Source organism: Bradyrhizobium barranii subsp. apii (assembly GCF_011516635.5).
GTDB lineage: Bacteria > Pseudomonadota > Alphaproteobacteria > Rhizobiales > Xanthobacteraceae > Bradyrhizobium > Bradyrhizobium barranii.
Genome location: NZ_CP096255.1, coordinates 566,820 through 586,031 on the forward strand (window position 1 = coordinate 566,820; position 19,212 = coordinate 586,031).

General features: G+C 64.9%; 19 protein-coding genes. 11 read left to right on the top strand and 8 right to left on the bottom strand.

Annotated elements, in window-relative coordinates:
- The first annotated feature begins 5 nt into the window (after positions 1–5).
- The 5 genes from HAP41_RS02655 to HAP41_RS02675 are packed head-to-tail and all read left to right on the top strand — an operon-like array spanning position 6 to position 4,620.
- A complete protein-coding gene (locus HAP41_RS02655) occupies positions 6–863 on the top strand; it encodes a branched-chain amino acid ABC transporter permease (protein ID WP_028149476.1) in 858 nt (285 codons plus the stop codon).
- 2 nt (positions 864–865) lie between these two features.
- A complete protein-coding gene (locus HAP41_RS02660) occupies positions 866–2,083 on the top strand; it encodes a substrate-binding protein (RefSeq protein ID WP_085403593.1) in 1,218 nt (405 codons plus the stop codon).
- A 6-nt stretch (positions 2,084–2,089) separates the two neighbouring features.
- Positions 2,090–3,211: a branched-chain amino acid ABC transporter permease gene (locus tag HAP41_RS02665; protein ID WP_166060143.1), complete on the top strand. Its 1,122-nt coding sequence runs from the start codon at positions 2,090–2,092 to the stop codon at positions 3,209–3,211.
- The gene (locus HAP41_RS02670) at positions 3,198–3,932 is read left to right on the top strand and encodes an ABC transporter ATP-binding protein (RefSeq protein ID WP_071908479.1); all 735 of its coding nucleotides are present in this window, start codon (positions 3,198–3,200) and stop codon (positions 3,930–3,932) included. The genes HAP41_RS02665 and HAP41_RS02670 overlap by 14 nt, the downstream gene beginning before the upstream one ends.
- Positions 3,925–4,620, top strand: coding sequence for a branched-chain amino acid ABC transporter ATP-binding protein (locus tag HAP41_RS02675; protein ID WP_014490408.1), 696 nt, complete (start codon positions 3,925–3,927; stop codon positions 4,618–4,620). The genes HAP41_RS02670 and HAP41_RS02675 overlap by 8 nt, the downstream gene beginning before the upstream one ends.
- 109 nt (positions 4,621–4,729) lie before the next feature.
- On the opposite strand, the gene HAP41_RS02680 is transcribed toward HAP41_RS02675, so the two are convergent.
- From HAP41_RS02680 to HAP41_RS02695, 4 genes are all read right to left on the bottom strand, one after another.
- The gene (locus HAP41_RS02680) at positions 4,730–6,289 is read right to left on the bottom strand and encodes a L,D-transpeptidase family protein (RefSeq protein WP_166060107.1); all 1,560 of its coding nucleotides are present in this window, start codon (positions 6,287–6,289) and stop codon (positions 4,730–4,732) included.
- Positions 6,290–6,717: 428 nt separating this feature from the next.
- Positions 6,718–7,680 carry an acetyl-CoA carboxylase carboxyltransferase subunit alpha gene (locus tag HAP41_RS02685; protein WP_166060093.1) on the bottom strand — a complete coding sequence of 321 codons (963 nt, stop codon included), beginning with the start codon at positions 7,678–7,680 and terminating at the stop codon, positions 6,718–6,720.
- 273 nt (positions 7,681–7,953) lie between these two features.
- Entirely contained in the window at positions 7,954–8,910 is a 957-nt protein-coding gene (gene xerD, locus HAP41_RS02690; RefSeq protein WP_166060042.1) for a site-specific tyrosine recombinase XerD, read from the bottom strand.
- A gap of 17 nt (positions 8,911–8,927) precedes the next feature.
- A complete protein-coding gene (locus tag HAP41_RS02695; protein ID WP_035730492.1) occupies positions 8,928–9,074 on the bottom strand; it encodes a hypothetical protein in 147 nt (48 codons plus the stop codon).
- A 158-nt stretch (positions 9,075–9,232) separates the two neighbouring features.
- Between HAP41_RS02695 and HAP41_RS02700 the strand changes: the two genes are divergently transcribed.
- The 3 genes from HAP41_RS02700 to HAP41_RS02710 are packed head-to-tail and all read left to right on the top strand — an operon-like array spanning position 9,233 to position 12,338.
- Positions 9,233–9,859: a shikimate kinase gene (locus HAP41_RS02700; RefSeq protein ID WP_085403588.1), complete on the top strand. Its 627-nt coding sequence runs from the start codon at positions 9,233–9,235 to the stop codon at positions 9,857–9,859.
- Positions 9,856–11,004: a 3-dehydroquinate synthase gene (aroB, locus tag HAP41_RS02705; RefSeq protein ID WP_166059982.1), complete on the top strand. Its 1,149-nt coding sequence runs from the start codon at positions 9,856–9,858 to the stop codon at positions 11,002–11,004. Before HAP41_RS02700 ends, aroB begins: the two co-directional genes overlap by 4 nt.
- A gap of 29 nt (positions 11,005–11,033) precedes the next feature.
- Complete coding sequence (locus HAP41_RS02710; protein WP_071908474.1) at positions 11,034–12,338, top strand: HlyC/CorC family transporter; 1,305 nt, start codon at positions 11,034–11,036, stop codon at positions 12,336–12,338.
- A 141-nt stretch (positions 12,339–12,479) separates the two neighbouring features.
- On the opposite strand, the gene HAP41_RS02715 is transcribed toward HAP41_RS02710, so the two are convergent.
- Complete coding sequence (locus tag HAP41_RS02715; protein WP_028149466.1) at positions 12,480–12,755, bottom strand: BolA family protein; 276 nt, start codon at positions 12,753–12,755, stop codon at positions 12,480–12,482.
- Between the two features lie 158 nt (positions 12,756–12,913).
- Between HAP41_RS02715 and HAP41_RS02720 the strand changes: the two genes are divergently transcribed.
- Positions 12,914–13,546, top strand: coding sequence for a J domain-containing protein (locus tag HAP41_RS02720; protein ID WP_014490400.1), 633 nt, complete (start codon positions 12,914–12,916; stop codon positions 13,544–13,546).
- Here the strand turns inward: HAP41_RS02720 and HAP41_RS02725 are convergent.
- Both HAP41_RS02725 and HAP41_RS02730 read right to left on the bottom strand, forming a co-directional pair.
- Positions 13,543–14,589 (bottom strand): sensor histidine kinase, encoded by a 1,047-nt coding sequence (locus tag HAP41_RS02725; RefSeq protein WP_166059949.1) that lies wholly within the window; start codon positions 14,587–14,589, stop codon positions 13,543–13,545. The two genes, HAP41_RS02720 and HAP41_RS02725, sit on opposite strands and share 4 nt — an antisense overlap.
- Before the next feature lie 185 nt (positions 14,590–14,774).
- Positions 14,775–15,878 (bottom strand): citrate synthase/methylcitrate synthase, encoded by a 1,104-nt coding sequence (locus tag HAP41_RS02730; protein WP_166059886.1) that lies wholly within the window; start codon positions 15,876–15,878, stop codon positions 14,775–14,777.
- 79 nt (positions 15,879–15,957) lie between these two features.
- On the opposite strand from HAP41_RS02730, the gene HAP41_RS02735 reads away from it, so the two are divergent.
- Positions 15,958–17,169 (top strand): citrate synthase family protein, encoded by a 1,212-nt coding sequence (locus HAP41_RS02735; protein WP_166059861.1) that lies wholly within the window; start codon positions 15,958–15,960, stop codon positions 17,167–17,169.
- A gap of 85 nt (positions 17,170–17,254) precedes the next feature.
- On the opposite strand, the gene HAP41_RS02740 is transcribed toward HAP41_RS02735, so the two are convergent.
- The gene (locus HAP41_RS02740; protein WP_166059846.1) at positions 17,255–17,914 is read right to left on the bottom strand and encodes a DedA family protein; all 660 of its coding nucleotides are present in this window, start codon (positions 17,912–17,914) and stop codon (positions 17,255–17,257) included.
- A 297-nt stretch (positions 17,915–18,211) separates the two neighbouring features.
- Between HAP41_RS02740 and cobS the strand changes: the two genes are divergently transcribed.
- Positions 18,212–19,210, top strand: a complete 999-nt coding sequence (cobS, locus tag HAP41_RS02745) for a cobaltochelatase subunit CobS (RefSeq protein WP_166059834.1) — start codon at positions 18,212–18,214, stop codon at positions 19,208–19,210.
- Positions 19,211–19,212 lie beyond the last annotated feature (2 nt).

Genomic DNA, 19,212 nt, shown 5'->3' on the forward strand with positions numbered 1-19,212 from the left:
AGCGCATGGCTAACGCGTTCGTCGCGGCGTTCGAGATCCTGAGCTTCGGTGCGATCATCGTCCTGATCGTGCTGGGGCTCGGAATCATCGCCAGCATGATGGGCATCTTCAACTTCGCCCAGGGAGAGTTCGTCCTGCTCGGGGCCTACATCACCTATCTCGCCTACGCCAAGGGCCTGCCGATCTGGGCCGGCATGGTCGCGGCGCCCTTTGTGGTTGGTGCGCTCGGCTTCGTGCTGGAGGCGCTGATCATCCGCCGCTTCTACGCCGCGCCGATTGTGGCGATGCTCGGCACCTATGCGCTCGGCCTGATCATCCGCGAATCCGTGCGCGGCCTGATCGGCGGCTTCTATCTGACCGTGCCCGAGCCGATCGGCGGCTCGATCGATATCGGCGCCATGCATATCTCGGCCTGGCGCTTCACCATCATCATCATCACGCTGCTGGTGATGGCGGGCTGTTACCTCCTGCTGTCGCGCACGAGTTTTGGCCTCCGCATGCGCGCCACCCTGGAAAATCCCTCGCTGGCGCGGGCCTCAGGCATTTCCACGCCCCTGATGTACGGCGCCACGTTTGCGTTCGGCTCCGCGCTCGCCGGCCTTGCCGGTGCGCTGATCGTGCCGGTGTTCAGCCTGTACGCCGATCTCGGCCTGCGCTTCCTGATCCAGGGTTTTGTCGCGGTGATGGTCGGCGGCGTCGGCTCCTTCATCGGACCGGTGGCGGGCGCCGGCGTGATCGGCACCCTCAGCGCCGCGCTGCCATGGGTGATGGCGCCCGTCGTCGCCGACGTCCTCGTCTTCGTGCTCGCCATTGTCTTCATCAAATTTCGGCCACAGGGCCTCATCGCTGGAAAAGGGGTTTAGTCATGTTCGATCGTACTCAGCTTTCGCGTCGCCGCTTCCTCTCCAATCTTGCCTTTACCACCGGCGCGGTCGCGACCGGCGTCGGCAGCTGGGTGATCCCGGCGCCCTGGGCCAATGCGGCGGAAGGCCCGATCAAGGTCGGTATCGCGACCGATCTCACCGGCCCGATCGCCTATGCCGGCAATGCCGACGCCAATGTCGCCAAGATGGTGATCAAGGAGATCAATACGGCCGGTGGTCTGCTCGGCCGTCCGCTCGAGCTCTATATCGAGGACACTGCCTCGAACGAATCCGTCGCCGTCGGCAACGTCCGAAAACTGATCCAGCGCGACAAGGTCGACATGGTGCTGGGCGGCATCACCTCGTCGATGCGCAACGCGATCAAGGACCCGATCGTGGCGCGCGGCAAGACGCTCTACATCTATCCGCAGCTCTACGAAGGCAAGGAGTGCACACCCTATCTGTTCTGCACCGGGCCGACGCCGGCGCAGCAGTGTGACGAGTTCATCCCCTGGCTGATCAAGAACGGTGGCAAGAAGTTCGCGCTGCCGAGCGCCAACTATGTCTGGCCGCACACGCTCAACGTCTACGCCCGCAAGGTCATTGAGGCGAACGGCGGCGAGGTCGTGTTCGAGGAATATTACCCGCTCGACCAGATCGACTTCTCATCGACCGTCAACCGCATCATCTCCAACAAGGTCGACGTCGTCTTCAACACCGTCATTCCGCCGGGTGTCGGCCCGTTCTTCAAGCAGCTCTATGAAGCGGGCTTCCTCAAGAACGGCGGGCGCCTGGCCTGTGTCTACTATGACGAGAACACGCTCAACATCAACCAGGCCGCGGAGATCGAGGGGCTCGCAAGCTGTCTCGACTATTTCAAGGTGCTGACCAAGGAGAACCCGTTCGACGCAAAAATCCAGGCGGCGTATGAGAAGGACTTCCCCGGCAACTTCCTGTTCGCGGCCGGCAGTGCCGCGACCGGCACCTATCGCGGCCTCAAGCTGTGGGAAGCGGCCGTGAAGGAAGCCGGCAAGGTCGATCGCGACTCGGTTGCCGCCGCGCTCGATCACGCCAAGATCGCGGAAGGCCCGGGCGGGCCGGCCGAGATGGTGCCGGGCAAGCGGCACTGCAAGATGAAGATGTACACGGCCGTCGCCAAGGGCGGGAACTACGAGATCGTCGGACGCAGCGACGGGCTCGTCGATCCCAAGGAATGCTGAGGCGGAATGCCTAAGTCGATGACTGTGGTAAGAGAAGCCATCGCCGGCGACGAAGCGGACGGTGCGATGGCTGAACGCGTGGCCGCGGGACAGGCCAAGGAACAGGTCAAGGCAGGACGAAAGGTCCTGCCGATCGTGGAGGGCGTCGTGCTCGTCGCGGCGCTGCTCGCGCCGCTGGTGCTGCAGGACTACCTCACGGTGTTCGCGACCCGCGTGATCATCCTCGCGCTGTTCGCGTTGTCGTTCGATCTGGTCTGGGGCTATGCCGGCATCATGAGCTTTGGCCAGGCCCTGTTCTTCGGTTCGGCCGGCTATGGCGTCGCGCTGCTCGCGCGCGACCTCGACATCACCAACATCTTCCTCGTGCTCCCTGCCGGCACGATCATCGGCCTTACCTTCGCGCTGCTGCTCGGCGGCTTCCTGCTGCTCGGACGGCATCCCTCCAGCGTCATCTTCGTGTCGCTGGGCACGCTGACCGGCTCCTACGCCGCCGATCGCCTCGCACGCGGCTGGTACTATCTCGGCGGCCAGAACGGCATCCCCTCGATCGCGCCGATGTCGCTCGGCGGCTACGAATTTTCTGAAGGCCCGGCGTTCTACTATCTCGTGCTCGGCATCCTCGTCGTCGTCTACCTGCTCTGCCGCTTCCTGGTGCGCTCGCAATTCGGGCTGGCGCTCGCGGGCCTGCGCGAGAACGAGCAGCGCATCGCCTTCTTCGGCTACAAGGTACAGCACCTGAAGGCGATCATCTTCGCGATCGGCGGCGCCATCGCAGGTCTTGCCGGCAGCCTTTATGCCTTCCACGAAGGTTTCGTCTGGCCCAACATGGTCGGCGTCGTCGTCTCGACGCAGGTGGTGCTCTATGTGCTGTTCGGCGGCTCCGGCACGTTGATCGGCGCCGTCATCGGCACCGTGATCGTCGAGGGCGTCAGCTTCTGGCTCTCCGACAATTATCGCGAGATCTGGCCGATCATCCTCGGTCTGCTGCTGCTGCTCGTGATCCTGTTCCGGCCACTTGGCCTGATCAGTTTTGTGCTCGGCGAGCGCGAACGGGTCGGCAGCTTTGGTGCCAAGCCCAAGGAGACCGAGAAGCAGACTGAGAAGGAGAAGCGCAATGCCGCTCCTTGAAGCCGCCGATATTAAGAAGATCTTTGGCAAGCTCACCGCGCTCGACGGCGCCGCGCTGACCGTCGGCGAGAACGAGTTTCACGGCCTGATCGGACCGAACGGCTCTGGCAAGAGCACGCTGATGAAGTGCATTGCGGGGGCCGAAGTGCCGACCCAAGGCAAAGTGAGTTTCATCAACACCGACATCACCGCGTTCACGCCGACCGAACGGGCCCGGGCCGGCATGAGCCTGAAATTCCAGATCACCAGCGTGCTGCCGACGCTGACGCTCTACGACAACATCCTGCTCGCGCTGCAGGCGCAGTCCTCGCTGTTCGATCTCGTATTCTCGCGCACGCGGGGCGCGCTGCACGACCAGGTCATGACCATGCTGACGCAGTTCCGTCTCGCCGATCGCGCCTTCGACGCGGCGGCCGCATTGTCGCACGGCCAGCAGCAATGGCTGGAGATCGCGATGGCGCTCGCGGGCAAACCGAAGCTGCTGCTGCTGGACGAGCCGACCGGCGGCATGAGCCTGGAGGAGCGCCGCGTCACCGGTGAATTGCTTCAGCCGATCAAAAAACATTGCTCGCTCGTCATCGTCGAGCACGACCTCGATTTCATCCGCGACATTTGCGATCGGTTGACCGTGCTCGACCAGGGCAAGGTGCTGGCATCAGGCACCGTGTCGGAGATCCAGGCCAATAAATCCGTTCAGGAGATCTATCTGCGCCGTGCCTGAATTTTTGGACATCAAGCATCTCGACGCGGGCTATGGCCGCAGCCAGGTCCTGTTCGACGTCACCCTCGGCATTCCCTGGCGCGGCGGCGTCGCCGTGCTCGGCCGCAACGGTGCCGGCAAGACCACGCTGATGAAGACCATCGTCGGCGAGCTGCCGGCCTGGAAGGGCGAGGTCGCCTTCGACGGCCGCGACATCAGCCGCCGCGCGACCCAGGAGCGCGTGCGCGCCGGCATCGGCTACGTCCCGCAGGAGCATTCGGTATTCGCGCGCCTGTCGGTTCGCGACAATCTCGCGGTCGGCTCGCTCGCCAGCAAGAAGGCCGACGCGGTCGACCATGTGCTGACCATCTTCCCGAAACTCGGCCAGCGCCTCGACCAGCCCGCCGGCACCCTCTCCGGCGGCGAGCGCAAGATGCTCGCCATCGGCCGCGCGATGCTGGGCGATCCGAAGCTGTTGTTGCTGGACGAGCCGACCGAAGGCGTCTGGATCGGCGTGATTGAGGAGATCACCGAGCGCCTGATCGAGCTCGCGAAGAGCATCGCCGTCATCATCGTCGAGCAGCACCTCGATCTCGCGCTGCGCGTCGCGGATTATGCCTACGTGCTCGACCGCGGCAGGGTCGCTCTGCAAGGGCAGGCGAATGATGTGCGCGGCAATCCGGAGCTGATGCGGTATTTGGCGCCGTAGGTCGCGCTGCCCGTCTTTGAGTGAGGTGCAACGCTCTCACCGTACCTCATCAAGGGGAATGACGGCGTCAGGCTGAGATGGATCGGAGAGATTAAGCGGAGCGCCGGCCTTACTTCACCGCCCCAAAGCGGCTGTCGAACGAGTTCGACGACACCACCGGCGCGGCGCCCATGATCTGCGTCGCTTCACTCGCGCCATCCGACACCGACGGCTTCAGCGCCGGCCGCGTCGCGGCGAGCTGCGTGTCCGGCTTCACCGGTTCGGCGGGCTTGGCGGCGGCGACGGCCGGCTTCGGTGCGTCCTTGGACGTGTCGCGGCCGGGCACGAACCTCGTCACTGCGGCCTTCAGCCTCGACGTCGCGGTCGGTGGCGTTGCGGGCGCAGCGGCCGGAGCCACGGAGGCGGTCGCCTGCGGGGGAGGCGTGGTCGCCGTCGTGTCGGCGGTGCCGAGGCCCATCTTGCGGCCGAGGTTGGAGAAGAAGCCGCCTGACGATTTCTCTTGGGATTTCTCGCTAGCCGGCGCGGCCGCGGCGACGCGGGTGGTGGCGGCGGGCGCGCTGACGGCGACGACCGGCTCCTGGTTCACGGGAGCGGCGGCGACCGCATCGAGATTGGGCTTGGGCGGATTGACGTGTCCGGGGATCGTGCCCGGCGCCTTCGCCATCGCCAGCATCTCCAGGGTCGATCCTTCGGCGTTCTCCGAGAGTCCGGTCGATCCCTCCGGAATCTTCGAGGCAAAAATCTTGTTCATGCCGCCGTCGATGCCGGTGTTCATGCGCGCAATCGGCGTGCCCTTGGCGACGAGCTTGTTGTACTCGACCTGGTCGCGCGCATCCTTGTCGCGCACCGCGCTGGCGATGTTCTCGGGGATCACGTAGGCCGGGCACTTCGCGGACGCGTCGAACACCGGATCGCGCTTCGCGTCAGGCGTCTTCGTTGCGTCGAACACGTATTTGCGCTCGCAGAAATCGACCTTCGGCTCCTGCCGCGTCACCTCGAAATGATCATAGCCTTCCTTGATCATCTTCCAGAACGGCATGTTCGGGTTGTTCCGGTGCTTGGCCATGTTCACCGGCGTCATCTTGAACGGATAGGCCTGCAGCTGGAACGCCTTCTGGCCGCCGAAGAACGACTCGCGGCCAAGCGAATAGATCTCCGCGATCTGCTCGTCCGTCATCGCGTAGCAGCCGCGCGACGAACAATCGCCATGCACCATCAGCTGCGAGCCGGTGCGCCCCAGCGCCTTGTCGAACGCGTTCGGATAGCCCGTGTTGAACGAGAGATAGTAGGCCGACTGCGGATTCATCTGGCCCGGATTGATCGAGTAGAATCCCTCCGGCGCCTGGCGGTCGCCTTCGCGCACCTTGGGGCCGAGATCGCCCGACCAGCGGCAGATCGGATAGGTCTTGAGCAGCGCGAACTGGCCGTTGCGGGCCTGCTTCCAGACCTCGAGCTCGGCCTCCTGCTTGAACAGGCGCACCAGGATCGGCGATTGCAGGTCCATGTCCTTCTCGACCATCGCGGCGAGAAGCTTTGGCGGCACCGGCTGGTTGGCCTTGGCGTTGGTCGCGAGCGAAACCTGGTCGGTGTCGCAGCCGGCCAGCAAAACACTGGCCGTCAGCAGCGCAACCGAAGCCAAAAGCGCGCGAGCAAGCGAACGAGAAATCAAGATGGACCCCACACCGTGCCGGGCAGAGAGCGCGAACCCCAATCTCGAAGCATGATCCGACCGGAGATCCGGACCCGTCGTGACGGGCGTTTTCGAACCACGCTCCAGCGCTTGTGCCCTGAAGCCATTGATTAAAATTCTAACCTCTGGGTCATGTGGTCGCAACCCGAGCTGGGATCACGAGCCCGTTGGCCCAGTGGCATGGTCAACGAAGACTAAATGGACGCGACTTTGGGCCTTACTTGGGCTTTTCGGCCCAATCCGGACAGAGATCGCTGATTTGGGCAAAAAAAGGGTTAACGGGGAGTTACTGGAGGTCTCGTAGGGTGGGCAAAGCGAAGCGTGCCCACCATTCACTGCCGTCCGACCGGCTGGTGGGCACGGCGCTTCGCGCCTTTGCCCACCCTACGGCACCGAAAACGGCCGAATCAGCCCAGTTTCCGGCCGATATCGAGGAATTTCTGCCGCCGCTGCTTGCGGATGGTGTCGCCGTCCAGGCCGCGGAGCTCGTCAAAGGCCTTGGCGATGGCATCGCCCGTGGTGGCGATCATGGCGGTGGGGTCGCGGTGGGCGCCGCCGACCGGCTCCTTCAAGATGCTGTCGATCACCCCGAAGCGCAGCATGTCCTGTGCGGTGATCTTCATGTTGTTGGCGGCTTCCTGCGCCTTGGAGCCGTCGCGCCACAGGATTGAGGAGGCGGCCTCGGGCGAGATCACGCTGTAGATCGCGTGCTCGAGCATCAGGACCTTGTTGGCGGTGGTGATGGCGATGGCGCCGCCCGACATGCCCTCGCCGGTGATGATGGCGACGTTGGGCACGGTCAGCGCCATGCAGGCATCGGTCGAGCGTGCGATCGCCTCGGCCTGGCCGCGCTCTTCGGCGCCGATGCCGGGATAGGCGCCGGCGGAATCGGCGAGCGACAGCACGGGCAGGCCGAACCGCTCGGCCATCTCCATCAGCCGCACGCATTTGCGATAGCCCTCGGGCCGCGCCATGCCGAAATTGTGCCGGATGCGACTCTCGGTGGAATCGCCCTTTTCCTGGCCCATCACGCAGATGGCCACACCGCGGAAGCGGCCGAAGCCGGCAACCAGCGCCTCGTCCTCGCCGAACTTGCGGTCGCCCGCGAGCGGGGTGAATTCGGTGATCAGGCCCTTGATGAAGTCGTTGAAATGCGGCCGCTGCGGATGCCGCGCGACCAGCGTCTTCTGCCACGGCGTCAGGTTCAGATAGAGGTCGGCCAGCGCCTGCGCTGCCTTGTCCTCGATCTTCCCGATTTCCTCGGAGATATCGGTGCCCGAGGCCGCAAGCGTCCGCAGCTCGTCGACCTTGGAGTCGAGCTCGGCGACCGGCTTTTCGAAGTCGAGATAGCTGCGCATGTGATCTGGCATCAACTCAATATAGCGAGGACGGGGCGGGGCGTCGAAGCAGGTTTGGACCGGCGGAAAGAAATGTAGCTTCTTCAATGAGTTGGCTTGTGCGCTCTAAAGCAGCCCGCCAAATCATGCGTGAGGCCACGGCTCTTTCTGCGGAGATGTGGCCGAAGTCAAGGCGGTTTCATGGGTTGTCTGTAGCCCGGATGGAGCGAAGCGCAATCCGGGAAGGTCTTTCCGCGAGGCGGGCGGCCCCGGATTTCGCTGCGCTCCATCCGGGCTACAAGAGAACTATTTCTCCGCCAGCGGGTGCAGGTCGCGCACCAGGCTCTTCAGGCGCTCCTCGACCACATGGGTATAGATCTGAGTCGTAGAGATGTCGGTGTGGCCGAGCAGGGTCTGCACGATGCGCAGATCCGCGCCGTTGTGCAGGAGGTGGCTGGCAAAGGCGTGGCGCAGCACGTGCGGGGAGACCAGCCGGGCCTGCAGCCCCGAGGCGACAGCAAGCTCTTTCAGGTCGCGGGCGAAATGCTGCCGCGTCAGATGCCCGCTCTCGCCGAACGATGGGAACAGCCATTTCGAGGCGGCCACGCTGTTCTTCTTGTCGGCTTTTGCCGCTTCCGTCGCCGCGAGATAATCGGCCATCGCCTGCCGTGAGGCCTCGTTGAGCGGCACCAGGCGTTCCTTGTTGCCCTTGCCGCGCACCACGATCATGCGGGCGTCGCGTTTGGCCGCGGAGCGCGGCAGCGCCACCAGCTCGGAGACGCGCAGGCCCGTGGCGTAGAGCACCTCGAGCAGGCAATAGAGCCGCAACGCGCGCAGCCGTTTCGAGGGCGAAGCGTCCTCCGCCTCGCTCAATTCCTTGGCGCGGCTGAGCATGCGGTCGACATCCGCGATCGACAGCACCTTCGGCAGGCCGCGGCCGCGCTTGGGGCCGGACAGGATCGCCGCGGGATCCTCGGTGCGGATGCGCTCGTTCAGGAGAAAGCGGTAGAGATGCCGCATCGCCGACAGCCGCCGCGCGACGCTGGTGGACTTGAAGCCGCGGCTGTCGAGATCGGCGAGATAATCGCGCAGGATCTGCGTCTCGGCGTCGGCAAAGCTGTGCCCGACGCCGCCCAAAAATTCCGAGAAATCGGTGAGGTCGCGGCGGTAGGCGTCGAGCGTATTGGGGCCGGCGCCCTGTTCCGCCGCGAGCATGTCGAGGAACAGGCCGGTGAGCTTGCTGTCTGAGGGCTGTACGCGCATGCCCTGGAGGCTAGCTCCTATTTCTTGAGAAATTTATCCGGCGGGATCGTCACGGTCATTTCTCGCGACTTCGGGCTCACGAAGTTCGCCAGCGCGAAGACCACGCCATAGACGATGCCGGCGAGCACGGCGACGACCGTCAGGAAGCGGAACAGGCTGGGCATCGGGCAAGGTCTCGGGAAGGTCTCAGGCGTCCAAATTAACCAATGAAATCATCCAACATGTTCGCCGTTTCGTGGCAAGAGTCCTGTGGCGAGGGCCCCGAGGGGGTCGTATAGGTGGCCAAAGCATGCCGCCTCCGGCGGCAGATCGAGCGAGACCCATGCCCGACGCCGCGTTGCCGATACAAGCTGCCCCTGAGGCCGACATCCTGTCGGCGCTCGGGACGCGCTCGATCGTGCTCGTCGGCATGATGGGGGTGGGCAAATCCACCATCGGCCGCCGCATGGCGGCCCGGCTCAAGCTGCCGTTCGTTGACGCCGACACCGAGATCGAGGTCGCTCATGCCGGCATGACCATACCGGAGATTTTCGAGCGCCATGGCGAGCCGTATTTCCGGGATGGCGAGGCGCGGGTGATCGCGCGCCTGCTCGACGGCGAGCCGATCGTGCTGGCGACCGGCGGCGGTGCCTTCATGCGCGAGGAGACACGCAACCGCATTGCGGCCAAGGCGGTCTCGATCTGGCTCAAGGCCGACCCTGACGTCATCATGCGCCGGGTGCGCCGCCGCGCCGACCGCCCGCTACTCCAGACCGCCGATCCCGAAGGAACCGTGACGCGCCTCCTCACCGAGCGCGAGCCGATCTATCGCCATGCCGACCTCACCATCGCCTCGCGCGACGTGCCGCACGACAAGATCGTCGAGGAATGCATCGAGACGCTGCGCGCCCATCTCCGCGGCGAACAAGCCGCCCAATCACCTGCCGACGTTGCGAGTGCCGTACGATGACTGCGCCGTTGAAACATTCAGATCCTGTCAACGTCGATGTCGCGCTCGGCGATCGCGCCTATGACATCGTCATCGGCCGCGGCGTACTGGCCTCGCTCGGCGAACGGGTCGCGCGCTTGCGGCCCGGCGTGCGTACGGCAATCGTCACCGATCGCACCGTCGCAAAATACTGGCTCGAGCCGGCCGAAGCGTCGCTCGCTTCTGCCGGCATTCCGACCTCGCGCATCGTGGTCGAGGAAGGCGAGATCTCGAAAACCTATGCCGGCCTCGAAAAGGTCAGCGAGGCCCTGATCGCCGCGAAGGTCGAGCGCAACGATCTCGTCATCGCGCTCGGCGGCGGCGTGGTCGGCGATCTCGCCGGCTTTGCGGCCGCGATCCTGCGCCGCGGCGTCGATTTCGTGCAGGTGCCGACCTCGCTGCTGGCACAGGTCGATTCCTCCGTCGGCGGCAAGACCGGCATCAATTCGCCGCAGGGCAAGAATCTGCTCGGCGCCTTCCACCAGCCCGTGCTCGTCATCGCCGACACCGCCGTGCTCGACACGCTGTCACCGCGGCAATTCCGCGCCGGCTATGCCGAGGTCGCCAAATACGGCGTGCTCGGCGACGAAGCCTTCTTCACCTGGCTGGAGAAGAACCATTCCGATATCTTCAAAGGCGGCTCCGCGCGCGAGCACGCGATCGCGACCTCCTGCCGCGCCAAGGCCGGCGTCGTCTCGCGCGATGAGCGCGAGACCGGCGAGCGCGCGCTGCTCAATCTCGGCCATACCTTTGGTCACGCGCTGGAGGCCGCGACCGGTTTCTCCGATCGCCTCTTCCATGGCGAGGGTGTTTCGATCGGCATGACGCTGGCGGCGCAGTTCTCGGCGAAGCTTGGCATGATCGGCGAAGCCGATGCCGCGTGCGTCGAGCGTCACCTCATCGACGCCGGCCTGCCGACGCGCCTGCAGGACATCGCCGGTTTCACGCAGGAAGGACTTGCCGACGCCGACGCGCTGATGGCGTTGATGGCGCAGGACAAGAAGGTCAAGCGCGGCAAGCTCACCTTCATCCTGCTGGAGGCGGTCGGGCGTGCCGTGATCGCGAAGGACGTCGAGCCGGCGCCGGTGCGCGATTTCCTCAAAGAGAAGCTCGCGCAGAAGGCTTGATGCGCGGCTAACCGGTTTTTGAGTGGTGCATGGACTGGCTCGGATTTACCATCGTCATTCTCTGCCTGCTCGTCTCGGGCTTCTTCGCCGCGAGCGAGACCGCGCTGACCGGCGCCTCGCGCGCGAGCATGCTGCGGCTCTCCAAGCAGGGTAACCACGACGCCGATGTCGTCTCGCAGCTGCTGGACATGCGCGAGCGCCTGATCGGCGCGCTGCTGCTCGGCAACAACATCGCCAATATCAGCGCGTCCGCGCTCGCCACCAGCATCTTCACGGCCTGGTTCGGCGATGTCGGCGTGCTCTATGCCACCGGCGTGATGACGGCGCTGGTCGTGATCTTCGCGGAGGTGCTGCCGAAGACCATCGCGATCAACGCGCCCGACCGCATGGCGCTTGCGGTCGCCCGCCCGATGCGGCTGACGATGTATGTGCTGGGACCGTTGCTGCGGATCGTCGAAGTCATCGTGCGCCTGTTGATGCGCCTGTTCGGCCTTGCCGGCGAGCACCAGGCAATCCTGTCGCCGACCGAGCGCCTGCGCGGCGCGGTCGACCTGTTGCACCACGAGGGCAAGGTCGAGAAGCAGGACCGCGACATGCTCGGCGGCCTGCTCGATCTGCGCGAGCTGCAGGTCTCCGACGTCATGATCCATCGCACCGAGATGATGATGATCAATGCCGACCTGCCGCCGGAGGAACTGGTGCGCGAGGTGCTGGCGACCGAGTACACCCGCATTCCGCTGTGGCGCGAGAAGCCGGAAAACATCATCGGCGTGCTTCACGCCAAGGATTTGTTGCGCGCGATCCGTGCCGCGGACGGCGATACCTCGCGCATCGATGTCTCCACCATCGCATTGCCACCCTGGTTCGTGCCGGAAATGCGCCCGGTCTCCGAGCAGCTCAAGGCATTCCGCCGCCGAAAAACCCATTTCGCCCTCGTCGTCGACGAGTACGGCGAGGTTGAAGGTCTCGTGACGCTGGAAGACATTTTGGAAGAGATCGTCGGCGACATCTCCGACGAGCACGACGTCGTGGTCGCCGGCGTGCGCGCCCAGCCGGACGGCTCGGTCGTGGTCGACGGCTCGGTGCCGATCCGCGATCTCAACCGCGCCATGGACTGGCACCTGCCCGACGAAGAGGCAACGACGGTCGCCGGCCTCGTCATTCACGAGGCGCGCTCGATCCCCGACCGCGGCCAGAGTTTCACGTTCCACGGCTTCCGTTTCCGCGTCCTCCGCCGCGAACGCAACCGCATCACCGCGCTCCGTATTTCACCGGTGCCGCGTGACGCGGAAATGGAAGAGGCCAAGCCACGGCGGGCGGGAACGTCGTTTTGACGCACGGTGTCATCGTCCGCCTTGTGCGCAGTTGCGCACTGGGGCGGACGATCCAGTACGCCGCGGCCTATCGATTGAAACTCGCCAGCAGTGTTTACTGGATGCCCCGCCTTCGCGGGGCATGACAGCCGAATTGGCGAGCTAGGTCCCGCCTTCCCCCGGCGCCTGTGCGTGGATCGCGAGCGCGTGCACGCTGCCGGCAAGTTCCGCGGCCAGCGCCGAATTTATCATGCGGTGGCGATCGACCCGGCTCTTCCCTTTGAAGGCCTGAGACACAATATAAACGCGAAAGTGTGTCTCGCCGCTCGGTCGATGGCCGGCGTGGCCCTCATGCAAATGTGACTCGTCGACGACCTGCAGGCTTTCCGGCGTGAAAGCTTCCCGCAACTTGTTGCTGATAGTGTCTTTCATAACCATGAGTGCCATTAAAGCGCGCAGCCGCACTCCGTCAATTGCATAGGCCGCCTGCGGCGGCCGTACCTCGAAGACGCCGGAGTGAAACTTCGGCTGCGGGTTCCCAGCTAATTGCAATGTCAAGACTTGAAGGTTTTTGCATTGCGTAGTCAAAGTCAGTCATGCCGATCGATTCATCAAAGTTCTTCGACTCCATCCGGGTCAAGCCGAAAGGCAAGCAGCCGGAAGTGAAGCCGCGCGACGCCGTGGTCAATTGCGAATGGGCCGGGTGTCAGAACAAGGGTGCGCACCGAGCGCCGAAGGGCCGCGAGAACCAGCGCGAGTACTGGCACTTCTGCTTGAACCACGTGCGCGAGTACAACCAGAACTACAATTTCTTCTCCGGCATGAATGCCGATGCCGTCGCGCGCTACCAGAAGGATGCGCTGACCGGTCACCGCCCGACCTGGAAGATGGGCGCCAATGGCGGCAAGAAGGGTGCGGAAGCCGAGATCGACATGGCGTCCGATCCGTTCAGCATGTTCAGTGAGATCAACGGCCGCGCGGGCTGGCGGAAGGGTCCGCAGGCCGAGCCCAAGGCCGAGACGCGCAAGGTGATGAACGCCGAGCGCAAGGCGCTCCAGGTCATGGGCCTCGGCCCAGATTCCACGCTCGCCGACGTCAAGAGCAAGTACAAGGCGCTGGTCAAGCAGCACCACCCCGACGCCAACGGCGGCGACCGGTCGACCGAAGACCGTCTGATCGAGATCATCAAGGCCTACAACTACCTGAAGACGGTGGTCCGCGAGGCCTAGGCTACGCCTTCCGGGAAGGACAGTTCGCAAACCAGTCCTTCCGGCCTCCACTGCCGGGTCATGGTTCCGCGCAAGGTCCGGATGATGCCGTCGACCGCGCCGATTCCAAAACCCTTGCGCGTCGGCGCCTCGTTGACCCGAGGACCGCCGCTCTCCGACCAGTGCAGCACGAGAGCCTCTGCACCATTGGTTTCCCAGCTGATCTCCAACCTGCCCGAAGGCCTCGACAGCGCGCCATACTTGGCGGCGTTGGTGGCGAGCTCATGCAGCGCGACGGCGATCGACTGGGCCAGCGTGGGCGGCAGGTGGACGTCGTCTCCCGCGATCCTGATCCGCTCGCCGTCCCGGCTTGCGTACGGCCGGAGTTCCTCTTCGACGATGGTCTTCAGATTCGCGCCGGTCCAACGCGAAGCCGAGAACAGCCTCTGCACGTTGGCAAGCGCGCTGAGCCGGCCTGCAAACACGGTCTGGAACTCTTCCGCGGTATCCGCCTTCGTCAGCCGCAGCATCGCCTGAGCCACTGCGAGCAGGTTGTTGGAACGATGATCGACCTCGGAGGTGAGGAGCATCATCCTCTGCTCGGCCTGCTTGCGGGCCGTGATGTCGACCAGCATGTTCACCGCGCCAACCAACCGGCCGCGTTCGTCGCGCAGCGGCGTCGGATAAGGCATGAAGCAGATCCGGGAGCCGTCCGGCCGCTCGGCCACGGCCTCGACGTCGCGCACTGGCCGGTTCTGCTTGAGCGCGATTGCCATCGGGCATTCATCGTGGGGAAGCGCCGTGCCGTCGGGCAGATAGAGCTTCCAGGTCACGCACCACATCTCGCCGATCTTCGGCATGCGTCCGGCAAAATCGATGCAGGCGCGATTGAAGAAGGTGATACAGCCTTCCGCGTCGGTTGTGTAGATCGCGGCCGGCAGAGCCTGCAGCAAGTCACGGAATCGTCTTTCAGAATCCGTGCCGGCCTCGGTCCGGTTGGCGGCATAGCCTGCGGCGATCTCGCCGATCCTGGCCTCGTCCGCTTGTCCAAACAGGTCCAGCATTGGAATCTTGATCCGAGGGGGCTCACGGTTAAGTCCCCAGACCCAAAGATGTTCCAAGTTCGTCGCCCGGACCGTGCGCGCGTTCCCGCAATTACGATCTCGCGCGACGGCTCTGCCGTGTCATCGTGCGTCCGAGCGAGGCACGACAGCGCAGTGAACGGCCCGGCTGTCGTGCGCTTTCTACTCTATCCGACGGAAGCCTCCGGCATCGCCCCCACATAGGACGAACTCGGCCGGATCAACCGCCCCGTCCGCTGTTGCTCGCGCGCATGGGCGGTCCATCCCGCTGCACGCGCCACGGCGAAGATCGGCGTGAAGGCCTGGCGTGGAATGGCGAGAGCATCGAGCAGAATCGCCGTGAAGAACTCCACGTTCGTCTCCAGCGGCCGGTCCGGATTTTTCTTGCGCAGCGCGCTGCGGATATAGGCCTCGACCTCGCCGGCAAAGGGCAAATCGGTGCCGTTGGACGCCAGCGCCTCGACTGCGGTCTTGAGCACATCGGCACGCGGATCGCGCACGCGATAGACGCGGTGGCCAAAGCCCATCATCCGCTCGCCGCGCGCCAGCGCCGCATCCACCCAGGGCTGGATGCGCTCGCGCGAGCCGATCGCGTCGAGCATTTCCAGCACCGGCTCGGGCGCGCCGCCATGCAATGGACCGGTGAGGGCACAATAGCCGGCGGTGACGGCCGCGAACAGGTCAGCTTGCGTCGAAGCCACCACGCGCGCGGTGAAGGTTGACGCATTCATGCCGTGATCGCTGGCGGTGACGAGATAGGCGTCGAGCGCGGCGACCTCGCGCGGCTCCGGTGAGGCGCCGCGCAGCATCCGCAGCGTATCGGCGGCATGGCTCGCATTCGGATCGGGCGCGACCGGCTCCAATCCCTTGGCGCGACGGACCAGCGCGCCTGCGATCACCGGAAACGCGCCGACGATCGTCGCCTCATGTTCCAACCCGTTCTCCGCGCGCAGGCCCGCGACCGCCGCGCGGAACCCGTCGACGATGCCCATGCCGCGCGTCGCCGGCAACATCTCCGGCAAACGCGCGAACGCACGCTCGCGCGCCGCGCCCAGGCTCGCCCGCACATTGGCTTCGCTCAGCGTGGTCTTGCTCGCGCCATTCCAGAGCCGGGCGGTAACGCCCTCGAAGCTCGACTGGCTTGCGAGGGTGCCGACATGCTCGCCGGCGATGATCAGCTCGCCGCGCTCGCCATCGACATGGCTCAGCACGGTCTCGGCCGCGGGAACGCCGTCCAGCCCGATCTGGCTTTTGGTGAGGTGGATGTTCATGACCCAATCTCCTTTGCACTGCACCAGGAGAAAATCAGGCCTCTCGACAGATTGATCAATCTTGATTACATAAATCAATATGAATAATTCCGAGGAACTCTATCTGTCGGCCCGGGAAGCTGCCGCCGAGCTCGCGATCTCGCCGGCCACGCTCTACGCCTATGTCAGCCGCGGCCTGATCCGCTCCGAGCCGACGCCGGATTCGCGCAAGAACCGCTACCGCGCCGAGGATGTCCGCGCGCTCAAGGAGCGCCGGGTGCCGTCGCCGGAGCCGCGCGGCCTGCGCAGCTTCGACGCTGACCTGCCGGTCATGGACACGGAGATCTCGACCATTACCGAGGAGGGCGCGATCTACCGCGGCGTCAATTGCGTCGATCTCGCTGAGAACGACACGCTGGAGCACACGGCGACGCTGCTGTGGGACGTCTCCGACGTCGATCCCTTCACGCCGGACAATCAGCCCCAGATCTCCGACGAGATGCGCGCGATCGCGGAGGCCGCCCGCCGCGCCGCGCCGATCGACCGTGCCATCGCAGTGCTGGCGCTCGCGACCAGCGCGGACGCGCGTGCGTTCACCCGCGCGCCCGACGGCCGCGCGATGGTCGGCGGGCGCATTGTCCGTCTCCTGGTTGCGACCATGCTCAACGCCGAGCCATCATCCGAGCCGCTGCACCAGCAGATCGCGAAGGCCTGGGCGCCCGACAACAAGCACGCGCCCGACCTCATCCGCCGCGCACTGGTGCTGCTCGCCGATCACGAATTGAACGCCTCGACCTTCACCGCGCGCTGTGCGGCATCGACCGGCCTCAACCTCTATGACTCCGTCATCGCCGGCCTCGCCGCGTTGAAAGGGCCGAGGCATGGCGGCGCCGGCGTGCTGGCCTCGCAGCTCGTCAAGGCGCTGGTCGATCGCGATGTCGCCCCGATGGTTCGCGAGCGCGTCGCCCTGGGTGAGCGCTTTGCCGGCTTCGGCCACGGCGTCTACAAGCGCGGCGATCCCCGCGCGCAGTCGCTGCTGAACGCGCTGGCGCGTGCCGGTGCGCCGCGCAAATTCACGCGCGAAGTGCCGGAGCGGATCGTCGAGGCGACCGGCGAGCTCGTCAATATCGACTACGCGCTCGCCGTCCTCGTGCACGCGCTGCGCCTGCCCTTAGGCAGCGAGCTCGCGCTGTTCGCGATGGCCCGCAGCGTCGGCTGGATCGCGCACGCCAGCGAGCAATTGCAGTTCGGCAAGCTGATCCGTCCGCGGGCGCGCTATGTCGGACCGGCGCCGGGAAGAAGGGCTAGTTAGAATCTCTCAGCGAGCGCGTCGTCCTCCGCTGTCGTCCCTGCGCCCCGTGCGCAATTGCGCACTAGGCAGGGACGACGCCGGCGCACTAAGCCCGCGGCTTGGACGTCGCGACGAGGCCGTTCTGCCGGCGGCGGTAGTACCAGATGCCAAGGCCGCCGATGATCGCCACGGCCACCACCATCAAGATCCAGATGTGCTTGAACGGATGCCCATGGTGCGGCACGCCGAAATATTGGTGAAAGGCCGATACCGCCAGCACGCCCGGCAGCACATGCGCGGGAGCCCAGACCAGGATCGCCGGGATATTCACGGCATAAAACCTCGCAGGGGGCATCCCCAACGCGCCGGCGGTGACGGGCACGAAGGCGCGGATTGGCGGCACGAAACGGGCGAAGAACACGGCCCAGGTGCCGAAGCGGTGAAAGAAGCTTTCGCTCTCGGCGACCACCCGCGGATAGTTGGTCAGCGGCCAGGTGTTGAGGATCTCGCGCTGCCGCCGGTGCCCGATCCAGTAGGCCGAGCCGTCGCCGAGCACGGCGCCGATTGCCGCCGCCAGCAGCACCCATTGCAGCTTCAATTCCCCGCCTGGAACCAGCGCGCTCAGTGCCAGAATGATGGTCGAGCCGGGGATCACCGACCCCACCACCGGAACGGCTTCGAGCAGCGCCGCCAGGAACAGGGTCAGATAGGCCAGCCACACATGGGCTGAAACGAAGGATATGAGGGGATCGAGAAAGGACGTCACGTCGTCTTTCGTGGGGGGCTGGAGCACCGGGGTTCGGACCCTACATAAGTAGGTGCACGCGGTAAAAGTGCCATTCGCGTGGGCAGGCCACACCTCCCGCCCGAAATTCGAGCGTGATTCGCAAGGCAGCCCTCCAAAAATCGCGTTCCTTGCCTATCTAAATGAAAAGACAATGGAACTTTGATTGGGGCGCGGGCTTCTGCCGGCACGTTGTCTCTGATAAGTTCGCAACCGCACCCAGCCGCAGCCAACGTGCAAATAACTGGTCTCGGGATCGCCCGGGGCCTCGGAGGATTGATGACGACCGCCGCTCTGTCCAAAGTTGAGGAAATTTCCGGTCTGCCCGACATGAAGGTGTCGGTGCGCCAGGTGTTCGGGATCGACAGCGATCTCGAAGTCCCGGCCTATTCCGAAGTCGATCCTCATGTGCCCGAAGTCGATTCCGACTACCGCTTCGATCGTGCCACCACGCTCGCCATTCTCGCCGGCTTTGCCCGCAATCGCCGCGTGATGGTGACCGGCTATCACGGCACCGGTAAATCCACCCATATCGAGCAGGTCGCCGCGCGCCTGAACTGGCCCTGCGTGCGCGTCAACCTCGACAGCCACATCAGCCGTATCGACCTCGTCGGCAAGGACTCCATCGTGGTCCGCGACGGCAAGCAGGTCACCGAATTCCGCGACGGCATTTTGCCCTGGGCGCTCCAGCACAACATCGCGCTGGTGTTCGACGAATACGACGCCGGCCGCCCCGACGTGATGTTCGTGATCCAGCGCGTGCTGGAAGTCTCCGGACGCCTGACGCTGCTCGACCAGAACAAGGTGATCAAGCCGCATCCGGCCTTCCGCATGTTCTCGACCGCCAACACGGTCGGCCTCGGCGACACCTCGGGCCTCTATCACGGCACCCAACAGATCAACCAGGGCCAGATGGACCGCTGGTCGATCGTCACCACGCTGAACTATCTCGCCCATGACGAGGAAGTGGAGATCGTGCTGGCCAAGGCCAAGCACTATCGCACCCAGGAAGGCCGCGAAATCGTCAACAAGATGGTCCGCCTTGCCGATCTCACCCGTAACGCCTTCGCCAATGGCGATCTGTCGACCGTGATGAGCCCGCGCACGGTGATCACCTGGGCCGAGAACGCTGATATCTTCGGCGATATCGGCTTCGCGTTCCGGGTCACCTTCCTCAACAAGTGCGACGAGCTCGAGCGTCCCCTGGTCGCCGAGTTCTATCAGCGCTGCTTCAACGCGGAGCTGCCGGAATCGGCGGTCAACGTGGCGCTCAGCTAGAC

Coding starts and splice junctions, on each gene's coding strand:
- HAP41_RS02655 (WP_028149476.1), top strand. CDS start 6: ATGGCTAACGCGTTCGTCGCGGCGTTCGAGATCCTGAGCTTCGGTGCG.
- HAP41_RS02660 (WP_085403593.1), top strand. CDS start 866: ATGTTCGATCGTACTCAGCTTTCGCGTCGCCGCTTCCTCTCCAATCTT.
- HAP41_RS02665 (WP_166060143.1), top strand. CDS start 2,090: ATGCCTAAGTCGATGACTGTGGTAAGAGAAGCCATCGCCGGCGACGAA.
- HAP41_RS02670 (WP_071908479.1), top strand. CDS start 3,198: ATGCCGCTCCTTGAAGCCGCCGATATTAAGAAGATCTTTGGCAAGCTC.
- HAP41_RS02685 (WP_166060093.1), bottom strand. CDS start 7,680: ATGCCAGATCACATGCGCAGCTATCTCGACTTCGAAAAGCCGGTCGCC.
- xerD (WP_166060042.1), bottom strand. CDS start 8,910: ATGCGCGTACAGCCCTCAGACAGCAAGCTCACCGGCCTGTTCCTCGAC.
- HAP41_RS02695 (WP_035730492.1), bottom strand. CDS start 9,074: ATGCCCAGCCTGTTCCGCTTCCTGACGGTCGTCGCCGTGCTCGCCGGC.
- HAP41_RS02700 (WP_085403588.1), top strand. CDS start 9,233: ATGCCCGACGCCGCGTTGCCGATACAAGCTGCCCCTGAGGCCGACATC.
- aroB (WP_166059982.1), top strand. CDS start 9,856: ATGACTGCGCCGTTGAAACATTCAGATCCTGTCAACGTCGATGTCGCG.
- HAP41_RS02710 (WP_071908474.1), top strand. CDS start 11,034: ATGGACTGGCTCGGATTTACCATCGTCATTCTCTGCCTGCTCGTCTCG.
- HAP41_RS02715 (WP_028149466.1), bottom strand. CDS start 12,755: ATGGTTATGAAAGACACTATCAGCAACAAGTTGCGGGAAGCTTTCACG.
- HAP41_RS02720 (WP_014490400.1), top strand. CDS start 12,914: ATGCCGATCGATTCATCAAAGTTCTTCGACTCCATCCGGGTCAAGCCG.
- HAP41_RS02725 (WP_166059949.1), bottom strand. CDS start 14,589: ATGCTGGACCTGTTTGGACAAGCGGACGAGGCCAGGATCGGCGAGATC.
- HAP41_RS02730 (WP_166059886.1), bottom strand. CDS start 15,878: ATGAACATCCACCTCACCAAAAGCCAGATCGGGCTGGACGGCGTTCCC.
- HAP41_RS02735 (WP_166059861.1), top strand. CDS start 15,958: ATGAATAATTCCGAGGAACTCTATCTGTCGGCCCGGGAAGCTGCCGCC.
- cobS (WP_166059834.1), top strand. CDS start 18,212: ATGACGACCGCCGCTCTGTCCAAAGTTGAGGAAATTTCCGGTCTGCCC.